This window comes from Myxococcus sp. SDU36, assembly GCF_030168875.1.
Lineage (GTDB): Bacteria > Myxococcota > Myxococcia > Myxococcales > Myxococcaceae > Myxococcus > Myxococcus vastator.
In genome coordinates, this window is record NZ_CP077414.1 from 5,977,793 (window position 1) to 6,001,436 (window position 23,644).

At 69.7% G+C, this 23,644-nt stretch carries 18 protein-coding genes; 4 read left to right on the forward strand and 14 right to left on the reverse strand.

All coding sequences use genetic code 11. From position 1 onward, the window contains the following. Window positions 1-7: 7 nt before the first annotated feature. The 9 genes from KGD87_RS24115 to KGD87_RS24155 all read right to left on the reverse strand — a co-directional run bounded on the left by KGD87_RS24115 (window position 8) and on the right by KGD87_RS24155 (window position 13,063). Window positions 8-1,024, reverse strand: coding sequence for a hypothetical protein (locus tag KGD87_RS24115; RefSeq protein ID WP_284662886.1), 1,017 nt, complete (start codon window positions 1,022-1,024; stop codon window positions 8-10). A 181-nt stretch (window positions 1,025-1,205) separates the two neighbouring features. Then, entirely contained in the window at window positions 1,206-2,468 is a 1,263-nt protein-coding gene (locus KGD87_RS24120) for a sensor histidine kinase (RefSeq protein ID WP_284662887.1), read from the reverse strand. Between the two features lie 266 nt (window positions 2,469-2,734). Next, on the reverse strand, window positions 2,735-5,056 hold the full coding sequence (locus tag KGD87_RS24125) for a hybrid sensor histidine kinase/response regulator (RefSeq protein WP_284662888.1): 2,322 nt from the start codon (window positions 5,054-5,056) through the stop codon (window positions 2,735-2,737). A 177-nt stretch (window positions 5,057-5,233) separates the two neighbouring features. After that, the gene (locus tag KGD87_RS24130) at window positions 5,234-8,011 is read right to left on the reverse strand and encodes a TonB family protein (RefSeq protein WP_284662889.1); all 2,778 of its coding nucleotides are present in this window, start codon (window positions 8,009-8,011) and stop codon (window positions 5,234-5,236) included. A 293-nt stretch (window positions 8,012-8,304) separates the two neighbouring features. Next, window positions 8,305-8,685 carry a DUSAM domain-containing protein gene (locus KGD87_RS24135; protein ID WP_284662891.1) on the reverse strand — a complete coding sequence of 127 codons (381 nt, stop codon included), beginning with the start codon at window positions 8,683-8,685 and terminating at the stop codon, window positions 8,305-8,307. A 3-nt stretch (window positions 8,686-8,688) separates the two neighbouring features. Beyond that, window positions 8,689-9,114 carry a hypothetical protein gene (locus KGD87_RS24140; RefSeq protein WP_284662892.1) on the reverse strand — a complete coding sequence of 142 codons (426 nt, stop codon included), beginning with the start codon at window positions 9,112-9,114 and terminating at the stop codon, window positions 8,689-8,691. Between the two features lie 496 nt (window positions 9,115-9,610). After that, entirely contained in the window at window positions 9,611-11,428 is a 1,818-nt protein-coding gene (locus tag KGD87_RS24145; RefSeq protein ID WP_284662894.1) for a serine/threonine protein kinase, read from the reverse strand. Beyond that, on the reverse strand, window positions 11,425-12,300 hold the full coding sequence (locus KGD87_RS24150; protein WP_284662895.1) for a DUF2381 family protein: 876 nt from the start codon (window positions 12,298-12,300) through the stop codon (window positions 11,425-11,427). The genes KGD87_RS24145 and KGD87_RS24150 overlap by 4 nt, the downstream gene beginning before the upstream one ends. A gap of 295 nt (window positions 12,301-12,595) precedes the next feature. Continuing rightward, the gene (locus KGD87_RS24155) at window positions 12,596-13,063 is read right to left on the reverse strand and encodes a helix-turn-helix domain-containing protein (protein WP_350099650.1); all 468 of its coding nucleotides are present in this window, start codon (window positions 13,061-13,063) and stop codon (window positions 12,596-12,598) included. Window positions 13,064-13,502: 439 nt separating this feature from the next. Here KGD87_RS24155 and KGD87_RS24160 point away from each other — a divergent pair, with 439 nt between their 5' ends. Further along, the gene (locus KGD87_RS24160) at window positions 13,503-14,228 is read left to right on the forward strand and encodes a DUF2378 family protein (RefSeq protein ID WP_284662897.1); all 726 of its coding nucleotides are present in this window, start codon (window positions 13,503-13,505) and stop codon (window positions 14,226-14,228) included. A gap of 57 nt (window positions 14,229-14,285) precedes the next feature. Here the strand turns inward: KGD87_RS24160 and KGD87_RS24165 are convergent, their stop codons facing one another. Then, window positions 14,286-15,440 (reverse strand): CARDB domain-containing protein, encoded by a 1,155-nt coding sequence (locus KGD87_RS24165; protein WP_284662898.1) that lies wholly within the window; start codon window positions 15,438-15,440, stop codon window positions 14,286-14,288. 378 nt (window positions 15,441-15,818) lie between these two features. On the opposite strand from KGD87_RS24165, the gene KGD87_RS24170 reads away from it, so the two are divergent. After that, on the forward strand, window positions 15,819-16,187 hold the full coding sequence (locus tag KGD87_RS24170; RefSeq protein ID WP_284662900.1) for a response regulator: 369 nt from the start codon (window positions 15,819-15,821) through the stop codon (window positions 16,185-16,187). A 5-nt stretch (window positions 16,188-16,192) separates the two neighbouring features. Here KGD87_RS24170 and KGD87_RS24175 read toward each other — a convergent pair whose 3' ends face one another. Further along, window positions 16,193-18,640 (reverse strand): ATP-binding protein, encoded by a 2,448-nt coding sequence (locus KGD87_RS24175; RefSeq protein WP_284662902.1) that lies wholly within the window; start codon window positions 18,638-18,640, stop codon window positions 16,193-16,195. 177 nt (window positions 18,641-18,817) lie between these two features. Between KGD87_RS24175 and KGD87_RS24180 the strand changes: the two genes are divergently transcribed. After that, entirely contained in the window at window positions 18,818-21,115 is a 2,298-nt protein-coding gene (locus KGD87_RS24180; protein WP_284662903.1) for an ATP-binding protein, read from the forward strand. Window positions 21,116-21,127: 12 nt separating this feature from the next. Here the strand turns inward: KGD87_RS24180 and KGD87_RS24185 are convergent, their stop codons facing one another. The 3 genes from KGD87_RS24185 to KGD87_RS24195 all read right to left on the reverse strand — a co-directional run bounded on the left by KGD87_RS24185 (window position 21,128) and on the right by KGD87_RS24195 (window position 22,453). Further along, on the reverse strand, window positions 21,128-21,406 hold the full coding sequence (locus tag KGD87_RS24185) for a hypothetical protein (RefSeq protein ID WP_284662905.1): 279 nt from the start codon (window positions 21,404-21,406) through the stop codon (window positions 21,128-21,130). A gap of 154 nt (window positions 21,407-21,560) precedes the next feature. Beyond that, entirely contained in the window at window positions 21,561-22,010 is a 450-nt protein-coding gene (locus KGD87_RS24190; protein ID WP_284662907.1) for a hypothetical protein, read from the reverse strand. Between the two features lie 2 nt (window positions 22,011-22,012). Then, window positions 22,013-22,453, reverse strand: coding sequence for a hypothetical protein (locus tag KGD87_RS24195; RefSeq protein WP_240358372.1), 441 nt, complete (start codon window positions 22,451-22,453; stop codon window positions 22,013-22,015). Between the two features lie 498 nt (window positions 22,454-22,951). On the opposite strand from KGD87_RS24195, the gene KGD87_RS24200 reads away from it, so the two are divergent. Next, window positions 22,952-23,641, forward strand: coding sequence for a response regulator transcription factor (locus tag KGD87_RS24200; RefSeq protein ID WP_284662909.1), 690 nt, complete (start codon window positions 22,952-22,954; stop codon window positions 23,639-23,641). The last annotated feature ends 3 nt before the right edge of the window (window positions 23,642-23,644 follow it).

Below are 23,644 nucleotides of genomic sequence, written 5' to 3' on the forward strand. Positions count from 1 at the left end.
TCAACGCCTAGCAGGCGCCACAGTCCGCGGCGCAGCTGTCCGGCGTGTTGCTGGTGCCGCAGCGCTCGGAGAGCTGGCACGTCCCGTCACCGCACTTGTAGATGTCCTGGGGACGGATGCGGGTGGTGAGCGGCCGGTACACGACGCCGTTGTACGTGCAGCGCGTGTAGTAGGACCGCGTGGGGTCCTGCTGGCAGTACGTCTGGGCCGCCCCCACGTGGGAGATGACGGCCGCGCAGTCCGGGTCCCCGCTCCACGACGACAGGCCGCACGCACGCACCGTGCTCTCGTCGTAGGCCAGGTAGGGCGCGTCATTGGCCGCGAAGAGCCCCTGGCCATTGAAGAGGTTGCCGAAGAAGACGGCCTCATGCTGGTTGTAGGTCTGCAGCTCCTCGGCCGTCGTCGGAATGGCATTGCCCTGCGAGTCCTTGCCCTGCACGGAGATGTTCAGGTGCACGCCGTACTTGTTCACGTGTGCCGCCAGGCAGCTCGACACCAGCTGCTGCTCGGCCTCCGGAGCAGCCGGGCTCGGCGGAGGCGGCGGCGTGGGGTTCGACCACGTCGGCGCCAGCCCCAGGGAGCCCTGCCAGGTGTGCGTGGTGCCCGCATGCGTGTACGTCAGCGTCTGGCCCGAGGCGAGCGCGCACCGGACGATGTATCGCATCACCTCTTCGGCCTTGACGGGGTCCGCGCTGAACCACGTGCTGAAACCATTCGTCGACAGCCCGTTCGTCGACAAGCCATTCGTCGACAGGCCATTCGTCGACAGCCCGTTCGTCGACAAGCCATTCGTCGACAGGCCGTTCGTCGACAAGCCGTTCGTCGACAGGCCATTGGCCGACACCAACGCGTCCGACCCGGTGCCCAGCGTCTCGCGGGCCCTATCCATCGGCTCCGCCGGGCCACACCCCACGGCGGCGACAAGAAGCAACGCTGGCAGCAGCTCCCACCGATGCGCACAACGGCGCCCGGCGTAGGTGACCTTGGAGCTGGAACAGGTCTTCGAGGTGGGGTGGTGATACATGGCTGCCTCCGGTTTTTGGGGGTAGCCGCGTTTGTCGCGGCCAAGATAACCGGTAGTCCTTCTTTTCCCTGCTGACAGGTGCCCTCTCGGGCAGTTCGCGCACGTCGGTCATGCGGCAAACACGTAGTCCGTGCGCCGGCTGACGCTCAGCGCCCGTTCCGCCCAGCCGCCAACGTTGCACTCACACGCGACGCCTCGCGCCCGAGGGTGCGGGCTCCTGCGACTGTCGCGCGTCTCGTGGCATCTTCACCGTGAAGGTCGTTCCCTCTGCCTCGGAGGAGGACACGCACACCGCGCCCCCGTGCGCCTGGACGATTTGCTTCACGATGAAGAGCCCCAGCCCCAGGCCACCAGCGCCGCGACGGTGGTGCTTCCCGGGAGCGGTGCCCACCTGGCGGAACGGGTCGAACAACGTCTCCAGGTGTTGAGAGGGAATGGGCGCCCCGGTGTTGTGGACTTCCAGGACCTGCTCACCGTCCACGGCGATACATTTGAGCCGGACGGGCGCGTCCTCGGCGCCGTGCTCCAGCGCGTTGCCCACCAGGTTGCTGAGCACCTGCACCATCCGGTCCGCGTCCCAGAAGCCCTCCGACGCGCCCTCCACGTCCAGGGTGATGTGCCGGCCGGGATGCGCGGCGGACAGCTCCTCCACCACCATCCGGCAGACGATGGCCAGGCAGACCGTCCCCAGGTGCAGGGGGATGCCGCCCGCGAGCCGCGCGCGGGTGAGGTCGAGGATGTCTGAAATCATGGCGCCCATCCGCGCGGCGCTCGCCTCGATTCGCTGGGCGCACTGCTGCTGCTGAGCCGCCGGCAGCGTGCGCTGCGCCATGGCCCGGGCGGACAGGGCGATGGCATTCAGGGGATTGCGCAAGTCATGCCCGAGGATGCCGATGAACCGCTCACGAAACTCCGCCTCCTCCGTCAGCCGCTCCAGCGCCTGGTGGCGCGCGGTGCCATCCAGGGCCTGGCGTGCCAGCCGGGCCGTCGCGTGCTCCAGCGCGCCCTCCGCGCGGTGGCGGGCCTCGCGCTCACGCTCCAGCGCCTCGCGAAGCGCCTGCGCGTCGTCCGCGTCATCGGGCAGCAGCCACAGCACGAAGGCATCCAGCGCCTTCATTCCCACGGCCCGGAAGCGCGCCTCCGTGCTGCCCTCGCGGGCGATGCGCAACACGACGGACACCGGCTCACCCGTGTCCACCACGCGTGCGCAGTCCTCCAGGCGAAGCCCTCGCACGCCCTCCTGCTCCCAGCGCGACACACAGGCGGGCAGGACCCAGCCGAGCTCCACCGGCTCGGCGGACGCCTCGCGCGCGGCCTGGTGGAAATCGAGCACCTCCCCCGCCGTCCCTCGCACCGTCTCGAAGCGCAGGCAGGGCGCGAGGCCTCCCGCATGCGTCGTCCAGGTCCAGGCGGAGCCCCACTTCGACGACAGACACACCCCCATCGACGTTCCCCTGGCGCGCGCCCCAGCCCCGGTGCTCGACGCCCGGTCGCGGAGCGCACGCGGGGCAAGAGTGACAAATCTCCGGGGGCGCGACCTTGTACGTGAGTACCGGCGCGGCCTTCAGTGCTCACTCCGCGCCAGTGCCCGCGCGCCACGTGGCCCGATACCCGCCGCGGTGTCGTCATTCCGCAATGGCCCTGCGCGAACGGCCAGGGCCGCGGCGCGTTCGCCCAGGTCAGCAGGGGCCCACGGAGCAGCGCATCTCCTCAGCCCGCCGCGCGCGGCAGGCGCACGGTGAAGGTGGTGCCGTGCTGCTCGGAGGACACGACCTCCACGCCGCCGCCGTGGCCGCGTACGATGTCCTGCACGATGTAGAGCCCCAGGCCGATGCTGCGGGTGGACTGACCCTCTTTCAACGCGCCCCGCGTCAGCGGCTCGAACAGGCGCGGCAGCAGCTCCCGGGGGATGGGGGCGCCTCCGTTGAAGACCGACAGCAGCGCGGCCTCCCCCTCCAGCCGAGTGTCCACTCGCACCGGGGCGTCCGCGGGGCTGTAGGCCAGGGCATTGCCCAGCAGGTTCGTGAGCACCTGCGCGATGCGGTCCGAATCCCATTCACCGCGCACCTCGCCCTGGACCTCCACCTCCACGCGGCGCCCGGGGTTGGCCACCAGGAGCTCATCCACCACCTGGTGCACCACCTCCCGCAAGTCGGTGGCCTGACGGTGCAGGGCAATGCCGCCGCCCAGCCGGGCCTTGGTGAAGTCCAACAGGTCGCGAATCATCCGGGCCGCGCGCTCGGTGGCCTGGCCAATACGCCACACCATGCGCTGCTGCGGCTCCGTCAAATCCCCTTTCTTCTCCAGCAGCCCCGCCGACATGGAGATGGCCGCCAGGGGATTGCGCAAGTCGTGGGAGACGATGCCCACCAGCTGCTGCTCGAACTCGGCGCGACGGCGCAGCTCCTCCTGCGACCGCTGCTGCTCCGCGAACAGGTGCGCGTTCTCGATGGAGAGCGCCGCCTTCGCCGCCAGCTCCTCCACCAGCTCCTGGTCCTCCTGGGTGAAGCCCCGGCCCTGGCCCATTCGCCCCACCGCCAGCGTCCCCACCACCCTGCCCTGCGCCCTCAGCGGCACGCACAGCAGGCTGCGCAGCGCCTCGCCCTGGCCCAGCTCCCGCTGCTGGTCCTGGGACAGCTCGGGCACGAGCAGCGGCCGTCCGCCACGCAGCACGAAGTCGCTCAGCCCCTCGCCCGGGAGCAGCGGCGCTCCGTCCTCCCCCTGACTGGAATGGCTGGCCGCCACCTCCAGCCGCGTCCCGTCATCGGACAACAGGCACAGCGTGCATGTGTCCCCCAGGAAGTAGGCGACCTGGCGGGTGATGGTGCCCAGCAGCACGGACAGGTCGCGGTTCGTGGCATCGAAGGCGTCGGACGCCTCCGTGAGCATCTGCAGCCGAGCGGCGGCGGCCCGGGCCACGGCGTGGGCCCGGCGCTCCTCCGCCGTCAGGTGCACCCGGTCCAACGCCTGGGCGCACGCATGCGCCAGCGCGGTGAAGAAGGCCCGGTCCATCTCCGTGAAGGTCCGGGGCCGCGCGAAGGACAGGCCAATGGCGCCCAGCGCCCGTCCCTTCACCAGCAAGGGCAGCGCGAGCCCCGCCTCGTGGAGGCCTCGCGTATCCATGAGGGGATAACGCGCGCTCCACTCCTCCGGCGAGCCCACCCAGATGGCCTGCTGCTCCCGCAGCGACTCCACCAGCGGCAAGGCGGCCGTCATCGGGATGCGCCGCCACCGGCTCAGCACGCTCTCCGGGTAGCCAATGGCATCCACCACCTCCAGCGCCTCGCCCTCCGCGTCCAGGAGGTTGACGGTGCCCGCCTTCGCGCCAGCGGCCACCAGCCCCTGTTCGAAGAGCGCGCGGCACACCTGCGGCACGGTGGCCGCCTCCGACAGCCGGGCGGCGAAGTCCCTCAGCCGGTCGATGTAGCCCGCGGCCCTCAGCGCGTCATCCCGCGCCTCGGCCTCCTTCTGCCGCAGCAGCTCCGCCTGGCGCCGCACCTGCTGCTGCGCGCGGAACAGCTCCACGAAGACGGACACCTTCGAGCGCAGCACCTCCGGCGGAAAGGGCTTCTGGAGGAAGTCCACCGCGCCGGTGGCGTAGCCGGTGACGAGCTCCGCGTCATCGCGGCCATAGGCGGTGAGGAAGATGATGGGGACGTTGCGCGTGCGCTCACGCCGCTTGATGAGCGACGCCGTCTCGAAGCCGCTCAGGCCCGCCATCCGCACGTCCAGCAGGATGACGGCGTAGTCCTCACGCAGCAGGAAGCGCAGGGCCTGCTCCCCCGAACAGGCCTTGTCCATGCGCACGCCCAGCGGCTCGAGGATGGCCTCCAGCGACACCAGGTTCGACACATGGTCATCCACCAGCAACACGGCGGGGGTCTCCGAAACCGCCTTCGCCTGGCGATGGGGCTCTTCGTCCGTCACCCGCGGGTGTGTCAGCGCCAGCCGGCTGGCAGCGGTGGCCCCCCGACTGAAAGGGATGCCCCCGCGCTGCAACGGCACCATCGTTGGAATCCCGTCCTGCGACATGAAGAAGTCACCTGGTGTGCGGTGGTCAGGAACTCGGCCCGGGCGCTCCAGGCCCCCAGGAGCGGACCGGCCCCCGGAACAACTGGCGGCGTTGGATTACACCGCGCGGCGCGCCGTCGTGCCCAGGTCAAGGCGGCGTCGCGGCACCAAGCGTGCGCTATCCATCAGTCCTCGTGCTCAGTAACGACCCTTCACGCCCAGGATGGGCAGGGCGATGGGCAGCCCCACCGCGTCCTTGCGCAGCGGGAAGCCGTTGCCCCCCTCGTACTCGAAGCCCAGCGTCTCCCGACGGAGCGTGACGTTGAGCATGTCCAGGTACGCCTCCAGGCTGAAGGTGTCGTAGACCCACGACTTGGACAGCCGCACGTCGAAGCGGAGGAAGGCCGGCAGCCGGTCCACGCGATCTCGGTCTGACTTGACCCATGCGGGCCGACCGGAGGTGTCTTCACCCGGGCGGTGCGTCTGCGTGCCCAACGTGCCGTATTCAGGGCGCCCGGTGTTGAAGTGCAGCACCCCGCCCAGCGTGACGTTGTTGGCGAACTTGTAGCTGAGCACCAGGTTGAGGATGTGCGTCTGGTCGAAGGCGAAGGGCAGGTCCGCCTCCGCCTCGCCCACCCGGTGGCCCTCCGCGTCGTAGCGGTAGAAGCGCGTGCGGCGCGTGCTGCGCTGGAGCGAATACGACAGCCAGCCAAACCAGTTGTCGCCCAGCGGGTGGCGCAGCAGGAACTCCAGGCCGTAGGCCATGCCGCTGCCGCGGAAGTCCGGGAAGTCGAAGTCCGAGCGGTCGGGGATGCCACCGTCATCCCCCAGTTGCATGCCGCGGCGCAGGCCGCCTGGAGGCGTCTGGGTGTCCGGCGGCTCGTCCTCCCCCAGGCCCTCATCTGAGAAGGGCGTCAGCTCGAGCGTCCGCAGCATGGGGTTGAGGTAGACGTCCAGCCCCACCTCCAGGCCGCGCCACGCCTTCCACTCCGCGCCGACGGAGAGCTGCACGCCTTGCTGGAGCCCCAGCAGCAGGCTGCCCACGTCCACCACGGGCAGGCTGATGAGGGTGGTGGGCGGCTGATGGAAGAGGCCCGCCCCGCCCTTGAGCGTGAGCGCCTCCGACACCTTGTGGCGCACGGTGAGGCGCGGCTCCAGCGCGCGCCGGTCAATCCCCGGCGACAGGTGGTAGTTGTCCACGCGCAGGCCGGGCACCACGGCCCACTTCTCATGGGGCTGCCACACCAGCTCCGTCCACGCCCCCATGAAGGTGCCCAGCGCCACGGGCGCCACCTCCCTGTCCACGTCGGGGCCGCCTTCCTGCTGGAGCAGCTCGACGATGGCGCGCTTGTGCTCCACGTCCGCCCCGGCGCGCAGCGTGGCGCTGGGGGACAGCGTCGCGGTGTAGCCCAGGCGCGCGGACCAGTGCCCCTGGTCGATATGGATTTCGGTGGCGTCGCCAGGCGGGCTGCGGCTGACGATGGCGAAGCGGTCCAGCCCCCACGTCCCGCCCACCTCCAGCTCACCGGGGCCCACGGGGTGCCGGTGCCGCAGGTCCACCCGGTGGAAGACAATGGACTGCAGCGCGGTGTCGCCCCATTCGTCCTGGGCCTCCGAGCCAAAGGTGTCCGAGGAGCCAAAGGCAAACAGGCGCAGCGTGCCCTCGCCCAGCCGCTGCTCCACCCGGCCCTGGTAATCCCAGAAGTCGAGCACCACCTTGGGGTTCTCCCGCCCGGGCGGGGGCGGCGCCTGGAGCTGGTTGGCCGCCAGGGCGATGAGCCAGGGTGTATAGGAATAGCGGCCGGCCAGGCTGACGTTGGTGCCGGTGTCCTTGAACGGCGTCTCGATGAAGAAGCCCGCGTTGATGAGGTCCGCGTAGGCGCTGCCGTGGACGCCGTCATCCCGCGGGCGGCTGAGGCGCCCGTCGATGGCGCCCCCCATCAACCGCCCATACCGGGGCGGCGGCGAGCCCGGATAGAAGTCGATGGCGTCGATGAAGTCCGGGTGGATGACGGCCGGCCCCAGGAACAGGTGGAAGAGGATGGGGACGCGGATGCCATCCAGGAAGTAGCCCGTGGCCGCGGGCTGGCTGCCGCGCACCACCGGGTAGGCCACGCCGGACACCATGCTGCCCACGCCGGGCAGCAGCATGACGACGCGGAAGGGGTCCCCCATGGTGCCGGGCACCTCGCGCAGCTCCGCGTCATGCAGGGTGACGCGGCTCACCTCCGTGCGCTCGCGGTCCCCCCGCACCACCGTCTCGTACGGGTTGATGATGAGCGGCTCCAGCCCGTACACCACCTCCAGCGCCTCGTTCGCATTCAGTCCCTCGCGGAAGACGGCGGGCTTGTGGCCGGGGGCGGTGATGCGCACCGGGTGCACGCCCGCGGGCCAGCGCGCCTCGAAGCGGCCGTCCACGTCCGTCTGCACCGGCGCGTCCGGCTGCGCGTCTGACACCAGCGTGGCCCCCACCAGCGGCCGGCGGTTGCCCTTGGTGCGAACCAGGCCCTTCAGGGTGATGGGCGCCGCGGGCGTGGCACCCGCGGCGCTGACCGGCGCGGGCGCCTCGAAGCGGTACTCGAAGAAGATGCGCACGGCCACCGGCAGGCCGTCCACGGTGGCGGGGGCGAAGCGCAGCGACGGCGCCGCGTGCAGCGCCGCCCGGTCCAACAACGGGTGCAGCCCGTCCACCAACGTGGCGGACTCCACCTCGCCCGCGTCGTCGATGAGCAGCTCCAGCTTCACCACCCCCGCGACGCCCGCTGACGCCAGCCCGGGCGGATAGGGCGCGGGCGAGTCCTGCACCATCGCTGGCGGCGTGAACGCGGGCTCCGGCACACCCGCGTCCTCCGACAAGGGCGCGTCCGACTCCACGGCCCAGCCCGCGTCGGTGCGCTGCAGCTCCCGCTCCGCCTGGGTGGCGCCCCCGTCGTCCGGCGTCCCCGCGTCCTGCGCGTGCGCCCGAGTCGCGGACATGAACAGGGCCACCACGGCGACCGCCGCGCGCGCTGCTGGCCTGCCTGTCCACCACCCAAGTCCGCGGGTCATTCCCTCACCAAGCGGGGCGCGGCGCACCCTGTCCCCCATGAGGCCAGGGAGACGGCGGAGTGACAAGCGGCGTGGGGCTCGGCGCGGACGGTAGCCTCGGACCTGGATGCCAGTCTGACGGTCCGGCCTGACGCCGCGTGCCGCTGGGTGGCGCCGCCTGGAGCTGGTGACGGCACCTGAGTGCGACGGGGGCGCGGCGTCAGTCGCGCCCCCCTTTGTTGTTACGGCTCGTCGTCTAGGGACTCCAAGTACGTGTTCAGAATGTCCTGGTAGAGCGGCACTACTTCCACGGTGAGGACGTCGTGAAGTAGCTGGCGAGCGCCTTCCACGTCCCCGGCATCCCGACACCGCACGACTGCGCTGATGGTGCGTGTCAGACGCCGTGACCCTTTGCTGATTCGGTTTGATATCTCTTCGAGGAGTTGTCGCGCGTCGGCGTCCGACGCGAGGACGCGCGCGGCATCCGCATCGCTGATTGCAACTTCCCTTGCCGAACGAAGGAGGAGTTCGCGCACGTCATCAGTCAGAGAGAGCGGCTGTCCTTCGCGAAGTACGCGCCGAGCAAGCGCCCGGATTGGGTTCCAGTCGAGCGGTTCGGACATGCCCTAGCTCCTCTTCTTGTTCTTGCTAGGCTTGCACATATCGGCAGGCCACTCGTGTTGGCCTTCGCAGTAACGAAAGCAGGCGTAGCAATCGCCTTCCCACACTGGATTCTTCTCGTCTCGACACTGGACGTAGGTTTCCTTGCACTCCTCCTTCCACCCCTCGTCATCGTCCTCCTCTTTTTCCTTTTCGTTCGCGCGCTTCATGGCGGCATCCATGGTCCCGACGTAGGCGGCGGCCTCGGCTGCCGTGAGGCCGCACGCTTCGGGCGCTCCGGGGTTGCGCTGGACGCAGCACGAGACGGTGTCAGTGCAGGATGCCAGTGCGTATGTATCGCGGCGGCTGGCCGTGCCCGTGGCGCTACTGGAGCACCCCAGCGACACGGCGGCGACGCACAACAAGGAAAGTTCTGTGTTGTGTTTTCGCATGACTGTGCAGCTCAGCATCGCTCTAGGTGGAACGTCTATCACCCTGGATGGGTCGTCGTCAGGAACGGCCCCCCCAAGGCTTCCACGTAGGCCGGGGCTGGCACGCCGCCCGCCATGCGCAGCCCTGGGTGGTATTTACCGCCCAGGGTTGACGCCTGAAACCCAAGCGAGCAACACGCTGGATACTCCAAGTTGTATACAGAGTGGACCTCGCTCGGCACTGGCAGGATGTTGGCCGACGCGGTCGGAGGCCCCCCGTGAAACAAGTCTCGGATGTGGTGCCCCGCCCATGCCTTGCCGGGGCCTGGTGTCTCGGGCCAGGCACCAAACTCGTGGGTCCAGCGCTCGCGGAAGCCCTCACGCGCGTTGTTCCACACGCGCCGGCGGGCAGGCGCGTCCGTCGTGAGGTAACGGAACGCCCCGGAGAGGTCCTGTCGTTGCTGGGGGGCAGGAAGATGAATTCGCGCACCTGCCCACCACGTCCCCCCTGCGCCGCTCAGGGCCAGCGGTCCACGACATTTCCATCGGCAGCGTTGAGCGCCTTCACCCTGCCATCCTTGAACTCCAAGGCGGTTGCTTCAGCCACGAAGCAAACGGGTTGCTCATCCTGCCCCGGGAGCTTCACGCGGTCATACCGGATGACGAGCGATGGCCCATCCGCGCGGCCCATCCTGTCGGAGAGGTAGTACGCCTTTCCGTAGAAGCGCGTCCCGGTCGGGGCGACCTCCTGCTGCCGGTCGCGGTTGTGGCCTTTTGGGACAACCCCCACCACCTCCGCGCCAGCGGTGAACCACACATTCGTGAAATACTCCTGGCGGTCGTCGAGTTGGAGAATGAAGCGGTCGCTCCATCTCCAGCGGAGCTGCTCCAGCATGGCGTCTTCCGCCCCTGCCGGGCAGGTGAAGGCCTCGGGCCGAATCTGCGCCCCCGGACACCCCGCCGCCAGCGCCGCGACGAGCGACAGCGACGCGCACTCAGCGGCGGCAACGGCCTTCTTTGGCAGGCGGGGTGTGCGTCGTTGGGGTGGCGCTTCGGGTGAGGGGGTCTTCACGGTTGAACCTTCCTTCGGAGCAGCGGCGATTGCCGGGCCCGGGGCCTTCACGGGCGAGGGGCCAGGAGGTGACATAGCAGGTGGGGCCGTATCGGGCGGTGTGGAATGGGGAGCGACGAGCGGGCGTGGGCGCTCGGCGACACGCGGCGCGGCGTGGCTCCCGGGGTCGTCCCCAGAGGCACGCCAGAGGAGCGCGGCAATGCCAAGGGCGGCGAGGCCCGCGAGGCCCCCGCTCCACCGGGCCCAGCCTCGCGGACGTTTGAGCAGGGCGGCGTCCTGTTTGAGAGGCGGAGGCACGAGTGGCCCCCCCAACGCCGCGGACTCCACCTCGGGTTCCGGCTCGCGGGGACGCTGTTTCGACGGTGGGTGGACCGGCACGTCGTATTCGACGGCGGGGACTGACCGGAGGTCCGCCAGCTCACGGCGCAGCGCCTCGGTGTCGACGGGACGCCGCGTGGGCTCTCTGGACAGGATGCTCTCCACCAGGTCGCTCAGCGGCGCTGGAACCCGCGAATTCACCGACCGGGGCGGCGGTGGCCGCAGGGCCGGGCTGTTCAAGTCGAAGCGCGCACGGAACTCCGTCGGCCGCGGGTCGGTCAGCAGCTCATGGAGCATGACGCCGACCGCGAAGATTTCGTCGGCCACCTGGAAGGCGTAGCGGGCCCGCTGCTCGTCCTTGTGCGCGCGCAGGAACTGGAACTGCTCCGGCGCGCGGTAGCGGTCCGTGCCCGGAGGCAAGCCCCCGTCCGTCAAATCTTCGGCGAGGGTGTAGGACGCGCAACTGAAGTCGATGATGACGGGCTCACCGTCGCTCTTCCGGATGAGCACGTTGGACAGCTTCAAGTCGCGGTGCAGGATGCCCCGGCCGTGCATGTATGACAGCGCACCGGCGATTTTCTCGAAGACGCCAAGGACTTCGCGCACGGTGGGGTGCTTGCGTTCCGCCCACTCCGCGAGCGTCCAGCCTTCGACGTAGTCGAGCGCGAGGTAGAGGTTTCCGCTCTCCGCGAAGCCATGCCCTTGCGGCCGGACGATGTTCGGATGCTCCAGCATGAGCAGCGCCGTCAACTCCCGCAACGTCCGCGCATGGGTCTGCTTGAGGTCCCCGCTGGTCTCCCGGTGCTGGGCCACCTTGATGGCGCGGTGCTTGCCGTTCTTTTCGCCAAGGAAGACGAAGGCGAAGCCTCCATCGCCGAGCGCCTTGGAGACCTGCCATCCATCAATGAGCGAACCGGGGGGCACGTTGAGCAGCGTCGGAGTCATCGGGTCTCCCTCGGCGTGGGCTGCGGGAAGCGCACGTCCGGAATGGTGAGGCGCCGCCCCCCATCCCCGCGGACCTCCAAGGTGAAGACGAGGTCCGCTTTCGTCTCTGGCACTTCCACGACGGCGAGAACCCGCCCATTCTCCCTTGGAAGGATGGGCCCTGGCTTCTTCAAGATGAGCCGCGCCCGCAGCGGCACGCCGACACGCCCCGCGAACGTCGCCTCCCGTGGCGTCCAGGCTGGGTGGGCGGGGCCGTTGAAAATCTCCACGTCCGCCAGAATCCAACCCGCTCCCCGAAAAGAGCGCATCGACGTCCAACCAAGCCCCTTCACTGCCTCTACCTTGCCTTTGATGCTGGACGCTGTGACGCCATTCCCATCCACGTAGCCGAGCAGTACGAAGTCTTCCGGCTTCGGCGCCGGGGCTTGTGCCGTGGACCTGCAATCTGGACTCAGCGGCTCCGGGCGCTGGACGTCAATCCGCAAGTCCACCTCACCCGGGGCCGTCACGAGGACGAAGGCGGCCCGCGAAGGAGAACGGCCGTCAGCGAAGAAGACCCCGAGTTCCTGGCGTTCGCCCGCGCCCAGGTCCTCCACCGGCTGAACGATGACGGAGCGCTCGCCCGCATCCAGGACACGGAGCCGGGACTCATTGAAGGTCAGGCTCTTCTTCTGAATGGGCGCGGGAAAGAACAGCAACGTCATGGTGTCCTGCGCGACATGGACGACGGGCAACGGATCGGCGGGAGCATGGGCAACCCTGACGGTGCGCTCGCGCTTGACACGCCCGCCAGGTGTTGCCTGGGCCTGCGCGGCGGCTTCCCACGCGAGCATGAGCGCCAGAGGAAGAGCCAATCTCAAAGGTTGGAGCAAGGGTGCGTGACCTCCCGAATGGGCACGCTACCATCGCCAACGCTTGCGCAGGGGGCCCTTTCCTACAGCCGGAGCCGCGTCCCAAGCCACCTGCGCTCGTGCCTCAAGGCACGTCTTCCCCGGCCGAAAAGCGAAGCGTTGCCGCACCACGCCTCACGCTCACGAGGCCTCCTCACGAAATCACAGACACCCCAGAACGCATCAGGCCTGCCCCCCCAGGTAGCGCCGGGAGCCCATCCCGGCACGGAAGCACCCACCTCCGGACAATCAAGGCCTCACCGTCCGGAGTCCGCCCTCACCGCTCCGGCAGGAGGGCGACCGCGACCTGGTTCATCAGGTTGAGCTGCCTGCGCGACATGCGCCGCAGCGTCCGGAGCACCTTCCGCATCTCCGGGAGCTGGTCCCTGTGCCTGGAGTCCCCCTCCCAGAGCGCGGCGCCGACGCTGGCCGCCGTGGCGAGTCCCAGCCCGACGTCCGCCGACAACCGCAGCGCCAGACACAGGCGGAACAGGGTCGGCACGCTGGGCATCATCTTCCCCCGCTCCATGCGCCCATAGACTTCCGCGGCGATGCCCACACGCGCCGCGACATCCGCCTGGGTGAGCCCCGCGAGCAGCCGCGCGCCTCGCGCCGCCTCGCCCACGTTCTCCGCCAATCGGCTCTCCAACTGCTCGCGCGACTTCCGGGCCCGCGCCGCCGGGCTTCGAGGCGGAGCGCGGGGCCGCTTGCGGGGAGGAGCTGGACCTTCGAGGTGGGTCTTCACTGCGTCAACCTTGTGAGTACGGGCCAAGCTCACGCCCTGCCCGGGAACAGGCCGCGCTCGGTCACGAGTTTTCCAGTGACTTATAACCCAGCACGTCCTCAGGCGAAATACCGATATGGAGGGTAGTCCTCCGCCCCGCACCCTCCGCGAAAAGTGTCGTACCCGGAACCACACACCCGGCAGACGTCCAGGCGTCAGCCCGCGTGGCCCGTCCGGCACCGGGTCCGTCCGGCCCTCCTCGCCATGTCTGTCATTGAGGGGGGAGCAGCCAATCCCTTCACCAGAATTCGACGACCAGGGTTGCCTCGCGAAAGCACTCCATGCAATGTGCATCATTACGGCCACACTTCCGCGACCTGTCTGTGAAGCCTCCTGGACCGGAGGCCCGCGGCTGGACGCGTGAGTCTGGGCATGGGCGGCCAAGGCGTTCGCCGCCCCTGTGGGGGCCCGCATCCACCCTGGAGCACGGCACGTCTGGCTTCGGCCTGGCGGCGCCCCCCTTTTCTTCCGGAGTCCCCCCGCAATGGAATTGAGATTGACCTCGCACCTGGTGCGAGACCCCGCGCCGCCGCAGCCCCTGGGGCCGGAGTCCTCGCGCGAGCTGCGTCAGCGCTGCGCGCTCGCCACCCCCGAGGACACCGCGCGTGGCATGTTCTTCCGGGGGGTCCTGGAGACGGTGCGGCGCGTGGGCGGCTCCAGCCTGGAGCAGCGCTGCCGCCAGGGCCTGCCGGAGAAGCGCTACATCGACTTCTTCAGCTACCCCATCACCCAATTCCTGCCGCTGGCCTTCCAGGCCGCCGACCTGCTCTCCGAACACTGCGGGGGCCTGGCCGCCGCCCATCGCGTCATGGGCCAGAAGGCCGCGCGGGACTTCCTGGAGTCCGTCGCGGGCCGCACCCTGCTGATGCTCGCCTATGAAGAGCCCCGGCTGCTGCTCGGGCAGCTCCCCACCGGGTTCCTCGCGGCGGTGAGCTATGGAGAGCGGAGCATGGTGTGGACGGGGCCTCGCAGCGGCCGCTTCGTCATGCAGCGGGACTTCATGCCCACCGCGTACCACGAAGGGGTCCTGCACGCGGCCCTGGGCGCCGTGGGCGCGCGCGACATCGGGGTGCGGGGGCGCGAGCTGGGCCTGCTCGACTCGGAGTACGCGCTGTCCTGGCGCTGAAACGCAACACCACCAGGGGCCCCGCCCCACTTCCAGTGGGACGGGGCGGCGCTTCGACTACAGCAGCGAGCAGAGCAGCCCGGGGAAACGCGAACCGGCGGGGCAGTCGTCGCCCTGGCAGTACTTCACGCCCGAATCGATGGCGGGGTTGGCCAGCAGGGCGGGGACCTTCACGTTGCAGGTGCCGATGGCGCTGTTGCCGGACGCGTCCTGCACGGCGTACGTGAAGTTGTAGACGCGGCCGTTGCCCAGCAGGGCCGCCTCGGCGCGGACCATCGCGGACTTGCGGTCCGCGGTCAGCTTGATGTCGTCACACGCCAGCAGCCGGAGCAGGGACAGCGCGTCGTTGGACTCGTCGGAGGTGACGCGGATGATGCGGGCCGACGCGTCCAGGTCGAGCTCGCCGCCGCAGTTGTCGGCGGCCGGCATCGCGCAGTCAGCCAGGGGCACCAGCACGTAGTCGGACCCCAGGACCGGCTGGAGCACCAGGCCGCGGTTGGCGCCCGGCGTGGGGGCGCTGACGTCGACGACCGTCACGTTCGCCGAGCACGTGCGGGTGGCCGCGCCGTCGGACACCTGGAGCTGCGCGCTCGTAGTGCCCAGCCCATAGGGGCCCGCGGGCGACTGCTCCACGGAGAACGGCCCCGGGAAGCCATCCGGATCAAACGAGCCGTTGTCGATGCTGGCGCTGCCCTGACAGGCCGCGTCCGCGGGGACGGTGACGTCCTGGCAGTGCGCCACCGGCGGCAGGTTGGTGGCACAGGGAACCTCGAAATCAATGGAGGCGAAGTTGTTGTCCTCGTCGTCCTCCGGATAGGTCCCGTCCTCGTCCGCGACGACCACCACCTTCGTGGTGCCCTCCGGCACCGTGTACGACAGCGAGAAGGGGAAGCGCTCTCCGCCCACCAGCCACGGGACGCTGAGGGTGCCCAGCCGCACGCCGCCAGCGCCCGGCGTCCCCGCGTACACCGCCGCGGTGGAATCCCCGATGCCCGTGAGTGCCTCGTTCTTGATGGCCGCGGAGAGCGTCAGCGCCGTCGCCGCGCACGAGGCGGACAGGTCCACCACGCTCAGGTCCAGCCCCGTCTCCTTCGCCTCCTGACGCTGGACCTCCATGTCGGTGTCCGCCGGGCGCTCCTCGGGGAGGGTGCCCTCACAGCCCGTCAGAAGAAACAACGCCGTCAACGTCGAGACGCCATGATTCCGTGTCATGTCTGGCTCCTGGCATGCCGAGAGCACGCCTGCGCTGCAGGGGGAAATGCCTCTCAACGAGGCCACTCTTTTATGTCGAGTCGTTTACCCGGATACCACGGACTCCCAGTGCATATGGAGGCAAATATTCTCACCAGCCTGTATGAAGTTCGCGCTCCCACGGGGGTGGTTGACGACACCTCACCTTCATTCTTGATAATCAGACATGGAGCGATGCATGCCTGACACCCATGAGTCAAATCAGACATATACCCGCAAAAACTGACTTAGCTGCCAACTCCCGCATCGTGTCGCGGTGGACATCCGGGGCGTCCACGGGCGAACGCATTGCCCTGGGGCACTGGCGGACATTGGACTTCAGTACAAGTCTACTGCCTCATGTGCACGCCCAACCTCGTCCTGCTCGTGGAAGACCATGCCGACAGCCGGGAGCTGTTGGAAGAGTTCCTCACCCTGGAGGGCTTCACCGTGGAGACGGCGGGCAACGGGCTGTCAGCCTGGGAGCGACTGAGCCGCCCGCCCCTGCCGGACGCCGTCCTCCTGGACCTGATGATGCCGGTGATGAGCGGCTGGGAGCTGATGCGCCACGTGCGCGAGGACGCGCGGCTGAGCACCCTGCCGGTGGTGGTGGTCTCCGGCGCGGGAAGCGCCCAGCCGCTGCCGGAGGGCATCCGGGCCACGGTGCCCAAGCCCGTGGATTTGTTCGAGCTGCGCGCCACCCTGGAGCGGGTGGTGAGCCCCACCTGAGCGCGTCAGTCCGCCTGCATGCGGGGCAGCGACACCCGGAAGGTGGTGCCCGCCTGGGCGGTGGAGGTCACCTCGATATGGCCGCCGTGGCCCTTCACCACCTGCTCGACGATGTAGAGCCCCAGCCCCAGCCCGCTGCTGCCCGCGCCGCCGGCGCCGGCCATGGCGCCGCGCCGGAAGGGGTCGAAGAGCCGGGGGAGCATCTGGGGGGAGATGGGCTCGCCGGGGTTGTGGACCTCCAGCACCACGGAGTCGCCACCGTCCGACAGCTTGAAGACCACGGGCGCGTCCGCGGGGCTGTATTGGAGCGCGTTGCCGCCCAGGTTGCTGACCACCTGGAGCAGCCGGTCTCCGTCCCACGCCCCTTCGTAGCGGCCCGGCTCCACCTGGAGCGCCAGCTTGCGCTCGGGCCAGGCCGCCTCCAATTCATCAATCCCCAACTGGACCACGGCCCGCAAGTCACCGGGCGTGCGCTGGATGGGAATGCCGCCCCCCAGCCGCCCGCGCGTGAAGTCGAGCAGCTCTGAAATCATGCGCTTCATCCGGTCGCCGGAGCGGGCGAGGCGCGTCACCAGGCGGCGCTCGCGCTCCGGAAGCGCCTCGCTGTGCAGCAACTGGGTCGCGGACAGGTGGATGGCATTGAGCGGGTTGCGCAGGTCATGGCTGACAATGGCGATGAGCCGCTCGCCGAACCGGGCCGCCTGCAGCGCGGCCTCCTGGGCGCGGCGCCGCTCGGAGACATCCACCATGGTGGCCACCGCCGCGATGATGGTGCCCTCACGGTCCAGGATGGGCGCGCTGGAGAGCAGCACCGCGACGTACTGGCCATCCTCGCGGGGGATGAGCATCTCCTCGCCCCGCACCACCTCGCCGTGGCGCAGGCTGCGCGCCAGCGGCAGGTCCTCCATGGCGTAGGGCCGCCCGTCCGGGCGCAGTGAGACGCCATAGTCCTCCAAGTAGGCGTGCGTCGACACGGAGGGCTGGAAGGGCCTGCCGGTGATGAGCTCCACCTGGCGGCTGGCCATCACCAGCCGGCCGGACGGCGCCTCCGCGATGAAGACACCCGCGGGCATCTGGTCCAGCACCGACGCCAGCCGCGCGCGCTCCGCCTCGATGGTGCCCAGCAGTCGCTGCCGGTCCATCTCCATGGCCCGGCGCTGGGTGATGTCCACCACGGTGACCACCCGCTGCTCCACACGGCCGGCCTCATCCTTGAAGGCCGTGACATGGTTGAAGGCGGGGAAGCGGGTGCCATCCTTCCGGATGTGCAGGGATTCGTACTCGTGCGACGGCTTGGAGTCCGCCACCGAGATGTGCCGAGGCAACACGCCGCGCGCTTCTGGCGCATAGGTGTCCTCCAGCCGCCGTCCGGCCAGCTCCTCCGGGGCATGGCCGTGCATGCGCGCGAAGGCGGGGTTCACCTCGCGCAGCCGCTCCTCGGCCGCGTCCACCACGGCCACGCCCACGCCCAGCCGCGTGAAGACCTGCTCCCAGCGCCGCAGGCCCGCTTCACTCTCCCGGAGGCGCTCCAGGGACGCCTCCGCCACGGCGCGCGCCTCGCGCTCGCGGGCATGCGCCTGGGCCTGCAGCAGCAGCGCGGTGGTGCGCGCCGCCATGGCCCGGAAGAGGAACTGGTCCTCTTCCGCCAGCTCGCGGGCGGCGCGGCTGCCCATCAGCACCACGCCCATCAGCTGCTCACCTCGGAGCAGCGGCACCCCGAACAGCGCGGACAGGCCCGCCGCGCGCAAGGACGGCTCGCTCACCCGGCTGTCCGTGCGAGCCTCGTGTACCAGCAGCGGCTGGCGCGTGGCCGCGACGGTGCCCGTGAAGCCCTCCCCCATGGGCACCACGTCGCCCACGGCCATCCCCGTGCCCACCACGCTCTCCACCCGCAGGGCGCCGTCCTCCAGCAGCAGGACGGCCGCCACGTCCACCACGGCCACCGACTCCCGCAGCACCTGGAGGAGGCTCGGCAACAGGTTCGCGGCGTCGGTGCTGCCCAGGGCCGCGGTGCTGATGCGGTCCAGCGCCTGCAACGTGCGCTCGCGCGCCAGCGAGTAGCGGCTGACGGAGGCCGCCACCGCTTCATCCAGGGCCCCGTGGAAGACGAGCTCCGACTCCGGGTGGTGGGTGGCGTTCTCCCGGGACGTCCACAAGCGCAGCACGCACGCGCGAAGCAGCCGGTACTCCGTCACCACCTGCCGCAGGGCGAAGCCCTCGCCCAGCCGCTCAATCGCGTGCTGGTCCGGAATCTCCTCCAGGCCCTCCTCCGCGCCGCCGGGCGAGCCGCGGCGCATCAGCGAGGCGACGACCTCCAGCAGCCGGGGCAGCCCGTCCCGCAGCGCGAGCCTTGGCAGCGCCTGGGCCGCGGGGATGCGGCGCACCTCCACCTCCCACGCGGACAGGATGGCTTCCCGCTGCTGCAGAAGGAACTCGGCCAGGTTGATGGGCACGCCTTCGTGGATAGGCGTCAGCGCGGCCGGCGACAACAGCAAAGCGCGCCGAGTGCCCGGCAGCGAAAATGTCCGAAAGCCCGCAGCCACCTCGCACGTCCGGAGTGCGTGTCACGGACACTCCTTGAAAAGAGCGCTGGAGGCCGCCGGGGGTGGCGTTGTTAGGGTCCCTTCGACATGAGCGGGCGCGCACGGATTGCCTGGGCGCTGGGGGTGGGACTGTTGGGCCATGCGCTCAACCGACATCCCGTGGAGCTCATCCCAGGCATCGACATCCTCCTGGGCTTCTTCGTCATCATCCCCGCGGCCTCGCTGCTGGGGCCCTGGTGCGCGGGGCTGGCGGCCGGCATCGCCATGGCCGTCACCGTCCAGCTCTGGGGCCACCCCTGGGCCATGCTGGGCGCGATGATGGAGGCCGTCGTCCTGGGCGCGCTCACCCGGCGCTACTGGCCCCTTCAGGCGGACGGGCTCTACTGGCTGGCGGGCATCCCCTACCTCTTCATCAGCTACCACCTGGGCGTGGACGTCACGGCGACGAGCGCGCTCGCCATCGCCTTCAAGCAGGCGCTCAACAGCCTGGTGCCGGCGCTGATGACGCAGGTGGTGCTGATGACGCCCGCGGCGCGCTCGCGGCTCTGGCCCCTGCTGCCGCCAGCGCTGCGCACCTTCACCCTGTCGTCGGCGGTGGGCTCGGCGCTGCTGCTGGCGCTGATGCTGCCGCTGATGCTGGTGGGAACGCTGGAGGGCCGGGCCCGCTATGCCGCCGAGCTGCGGCGGATGGATGACCAGGGCCTCTCCACCGCGCACCTGCTGGCGGAGACGGTGGACGCGGAGCTGGCCACCGCCCAATCCCAGACCGCCTTGCTGGCGAGCGTCGTCATCAACTGGTGGGAGCGCGAAGGGGAGCGCCCGTCCCCGCCGCAGTTGGAGGAGCTGCTGCGGGACTGGATGTATCACTCCGCGTTCGCGCTCAACTGCGGCGTCGGGGACCGCGACGGCAACCTGGTGGCCATCTGGCCGCCGCAAGGCGTGGGCGCCCAATCGGCGGCGGGCGCCAACTTCGCGGACCGCGCCTACTTCCAGGAGGTCCGCGGCACGCGCGCGCCCGTGGTGAGCGGCGTGTTCGAGGGTCGCGCCGCGGTGTCGGGCCCCGTCATGGTCGCCGTCGCGCCCTTGCTCCGGCAGCAGCGCTTCGAAGGCTTCACGTTGGTGGCCATCAACCTGCCTCGGATGCGCGCGGTGGCGCAGGAGCGGCTGGCGACGGGCCAGCGCGCGCTGCTGGTGGACCCGGACGGCAACGTGGCCTTCGACACCGGCGCCACGCCCGGGCCGAAGCCTCGGTCCCTGAAGGGCACCGCGTGGGGTGAGATGCTGTCGAAGCTGCCCGCCACGGGCACCCGCACCTATGACACGGAGCCCCGGGCCCCCAGGCCGCGGCGGACCCAGGGGACGCGGCACCTGGCCAGCGCGACGCTGCTCCAGACGGGTTGGCGCGTCGTGGTGGAGCAACCGATGAACTTCATGGGCTTCGGCGTCGTCGGCGCCTACCGCGCGCTGCTGGCCACGCTGGCGCTGGCGCTGGTGCTGGCCATCCCCGTCACCCGCCTGCTGACGCGCATGCTCTCCAGGCCGGTGGAGGCCGTGTCCCAGGCCGCGGGCCGCATGGCCGCGGGCGAGCGCGACGTGCGCGCCTTCGGGATGCTCCACCGCTCTGGCGCCCTCGAGGTGGAGAAGCTGGGCCGGGCCTTCGACGAGATGGCGGCCCGGCTCCAGCGACACCTGGAGGAAGTGGAGCGCGTCAGCCAGGCCAAGGCGGCCTTCTTCTCCATCGCCAGCCATGAGCTGAAGACGCCCCTGGCCACCCTCAAGCTGCGCTTGCAGCGGCTGCGTCCGGACACCGTGCGTCAGCAGGACCTGGTCCTCATGGACCGGCAGGTGGACCGGCTGGCGCGGCTGGTCAATCAACTGCTGGATGTGTCCGAGCTGGCCAGCGGCCGGCTGTCACTGGCGCAGGTGCCCCTGGAGCTGTCCTCGCTGGTGCGGCGGGTGGCGGAGCGGCGCGCGGCGTCCGCGCCCCAGCATCAACTGACGCTGAAGCTGGAGCGGGTGGACGGCTGGTGGGACGAACCCCGGCTGGAGCAGGTCGTCTACAACCTGGTGGACAACGCCATCCGCTACAGCCCGGAGGGCGGACCGGTGGAGGTGGTGCTCCGGCGAGAGGACGGTGACGTGCTGCTGGAGGTGAAGGACCGGGGCGTGGGCCTGGGGCCGCGCGGGGGCGAGGCGCTCTTCAGCCGGGCCCTTCGCGGCGGCACGCTGTCCACCATCAGCCGCGTGGAGGGCCTGGGCCTGGGATTGTATTTGAGCCGTGAAATCATCACCCGCCATGGCGGCGGCATCCACCTGGCCGCCCGCGAGGGCGGCGGCACCTGCGCCCGGGTCCGCCTGCCGCGGAACGACCCGCGCGAGGTGTGACGTGCACGCCCGCTATGGGTCGGCGGGTGGCCCGTCGGGCCAGGGCCGCGGCAACGCAGGCGCGGCCACATGGGTCAGCCGCAACAAGCTGCGCCCCAGGTCGAGCCGGTAGCGGACTCGAAAACCCGAGTCGAGCACCACCACCCCCCCCTGGTCCGACCGCAAGGGCCCGTCGAGTGGAAGGCCCGCGACGAGCGCGCCCAGCTCACACTGGAGCTGCTCTCGCACCGGAGTCGGACATCCCGCCAGGGTCCGGAGTGCCCGGGGAGCGAGCTGAAGTCGAAGGGCCATGGTTGTTTCAGACTGACGAGCCATGGCGGTGACGACAAGCTGTACCCGGAGTGCATGTTTGGCGTCGGCTTCCAGCCCCATGAGGGGACCACCCCTCACTTCGCTGTGGAGTGCCAGACAGCCAAGGCGGTGGAGACACCGTCCGGGCGCGGACCTACCGCTGCCGCGCGAGGATACGCCGCCCTTCCACGTCGACGGCGTAGGTCGCTTCCATGTCCATGATGATGTTCTGCTTTTCACAGACATCCGGACGCAGTGTCACACGGACGAAGGTCACGCCTTCGGGGCCTGGGGACGCAATCACTTCGTACGATTCACGCCGGTAGAGACAGCGCTCCACGTCGGTCGCGCCCTCGTGGGGCTTCACGTCCAGGGGCAGGAAGTCGTCCAGCGCGAGCTGCATGGCCGTCACCAGCTCCCCTGACAGCGTCGTCCGCGTATCCGCAGGGAGGTCGAGCGGGAACTCCACCCTCGCCGCTTCCTCTGGAGACGCGTGCGGTGGGCGATACGGGCGCTGGAAGAGCGCACATGCGGGCAACAGCAGGCACAGGGCGAGGAGGCGTCCGCGCTTCATGATGTCTCCGGGTCGACGAGGCTCGTCCATGGCTACTCATCCATCCAGGTCACGATGCCCGCGGACTTGTGCTCGGGCTTGATGACACCAATCCGCACCCAGTGCCGCTCGCGTCGCTCGAACAACTCACCGGGCCGGGCCTCACCGACGTAGGGGACCAGCTTCATCACCCGGCACCCCGTGTCGAACTGAATCCGGATACTGAAACGCTGGCGGGACTGCCGTCGGTCCGCGCTCGACATGCGCGAGTTGGGCCACGAATGGCTGTGATAGTCGGCCAGCACCACCGTGCGTCCACGCGAATCATTCACGAAGCGCGGCGCGAAACAAGACTTCTGCGGCTCCGGCGTCGCCTTGAGCAACGGGCCCAGCGTAGATGGCAGGCTCGCGTAGTAGGTGCCGTCGCCCAGGGAGTAGATGGCGCCGCAGTACTCCTGCCCGTACTCGCGGCCCTGCGCGCGAGGCAATTGCATGATTGCGGGGCATAACTGATCAATCACCGCGTCCACGTCCGCCGAAGGCATGATGGCGTCCCAAGGACCACGAACCCAGACATCCCCATTGCGGTAGCCGTAGTCCGCCCCTCCACGGGGCCAGCGGGCGTGCTGGAACACGCAGCCAGCAATAGCCCCATGAACCGCAACCGCCACATGCATGCCTCCATGCGCCAGAATTCGCGCGTGGACACGCCAGTTCCAGCCGAGCAGTGAACTCTTGGCTAGCGCATCTAACATGCCCATTAAATCCGGATAAGGCCGGTATTTCCGGCTTTAGAGTGAACCTCATCCCGACTCTATCCTACCTGATTGACTGGTATATAGATTTAAAACCCAGCAGGTAGGTATCAGCTCATCCCACAGGGCGCCGGGAAGCGCCGGAGGCCCTGGGTGTCGTGCATCGGACGGGGAGAGGGCGGGCCCCTGGTGCTGCCCTTGGGTCCGGGGTATTTGAGACTCCTCGCCTCGTCCACCATGGCCCGACCGCTCCAGCACCTGCTTCTCGTCGAGGATGACCTCGCCTGGCGCGAGCGGCTGACCGTGGTTGCTCACGCGGAAGGGGTGAAGGTCTCCCACGCGGCGGATGGCCAGGAAGCCCTGGACTGGCTCGACACACACCCCCGGGCGAGCCACCCGGACCTCATCCTCCTGGACCTGGTGATGCCGCGGATGGACGGGTGGGAGCTCTACGGACAGCTCCGGACCAACGCGCGGCTGCGCCACCTGGGCGTGCTGATGCTCTCCAGCGCGCTGAGCGGCCAGGAGCCCCCGCTGGACGGCGTGGTGGGCTACCTGCGCAAGCCGCACGCGCCCGAGGCCGTGGACGGCGCCCTGCGCGCCCAGCTTCGCGGGCTCCCCGAGCTTCCCGCCCGGGACTCTACCGAGCCCTACGCACTGCACCTGCCCGAGGACGTGTCCCTGCCGCTGCGCACCCTGCCGGGCGCCCTGAGCCACGCGGTGCGCCTGCACCTGCTGCGCGCCGCGGAGCTGGTGGGCACGGAGCTGCCCCTCGCCTCCACCTGGCTGATGGCGCTCCCCGGGACGCCGCCCTCGCTGCTGGTGACAGTGGACGGCGTCCAAGTGGAGCTGGAGGTGGATGACGCGCAGCGACGGCTCACCGTCCGTGACGTCACCCTGTCACCGCACCTGCGCCACGGCGCCTGACGG

Coding starts and splice junctions, on each gene's coding strand:
- KGD87_RS24115 (WP_284662886.1), bottom strand. CDS start 1,024: ATGTATCACCACCCCACCTCGAAGACCTGTTCCAGCTCCAAGGTCACC.
- KGD87_RS24120 (WP_284662887.1), bottom strand. CDS start 2,468: ATGGGGGTGTGTCTGTCGTCGAAGTGGGGCTCCGCCTGGACCTGGACG.
- KGD87_RS24125 (WP_284662888.1), bottom strand. CDS start 5,056: ATGTCGCAGGACGGGATTCCAACGATGGTGCCGTTGCAGCGCGGGGGC.
- KGD87_RS24130 (WP_284662889.1), bottom strand. CDS start 8,011: ATGTCCGCGACTCGGGCGCACGCGCAGGACGCGGGGACGCCGGACGAC.
- KGD87_RS24135 (WP_284662891.1), bottom strand. CDS start 8,685: ATGTCCGAACCGCTCGACTGGAACCCAATCCGGGCGCTTGCTCGGCGC.
- KGD87_RS24140 (WP_284662892.1), bottom strand. CDS start 9,114: ATGCGAAAACACAACACAGAACTTTCCTTGTTGTGCGTCGCCGCCGTG.
- KGD87_RS24145 (WP_284662894.1), bottom strand. CDS start 11,428: ATGACTCCGACGCTGCTCAACGTGCCCCCCGGTTCGCTCATTGATGGA.
- KGD87_RS24165 (WP_284662898.1), bottom strand. CDS start 15,440: ATGACACGGAATCATGGCGTCTCGACGTTGACGGCGTTGTTTCTTCTG.
- KGD87_RS24170 (WP_284662900.1), top strand. CDS start 15,819: ATGTGCACGCCCAACCTCGTCCTGCTCGTGGAAGACCATGCCGACAGC.
- KGD87_RS24180 (WP_284662903.1), top strand. CDS start 18,818: ATGAGCGGGCGCGCACGGATTGCCTGGGCGCTGGGGGTGGGACTGTTG.
- KGD87_RS24185 (WP_284662905.1), bottom strand. CDS start 21,406: ATGGCCCTTCGACTTCAGCTCGCTCCCCGGGCACTCCGGACCCTGGCG.
- KGD87_RS24190 (WP_284662907.1), bottom strand. CDS start 22,010: ATGGACGAGCCTCGTCGACCCGGAGACATCATGAAGCGCGGACGCCTC.
- KGD87_RS24195 (WP_240358372.1), bottom strand. CDS start 22,453: ATGCAATTGCCTCGCGCGCAGGGCCGCGAGTACGGGCAGGAGTACTGC.
- KGD87_RS24200 (WP_284662909.1), top strand. CDS start 22,952: ATGGCCCGACCGCTCCAGCACCTGCTTCTCGTCGAGGATGACCTCGCC.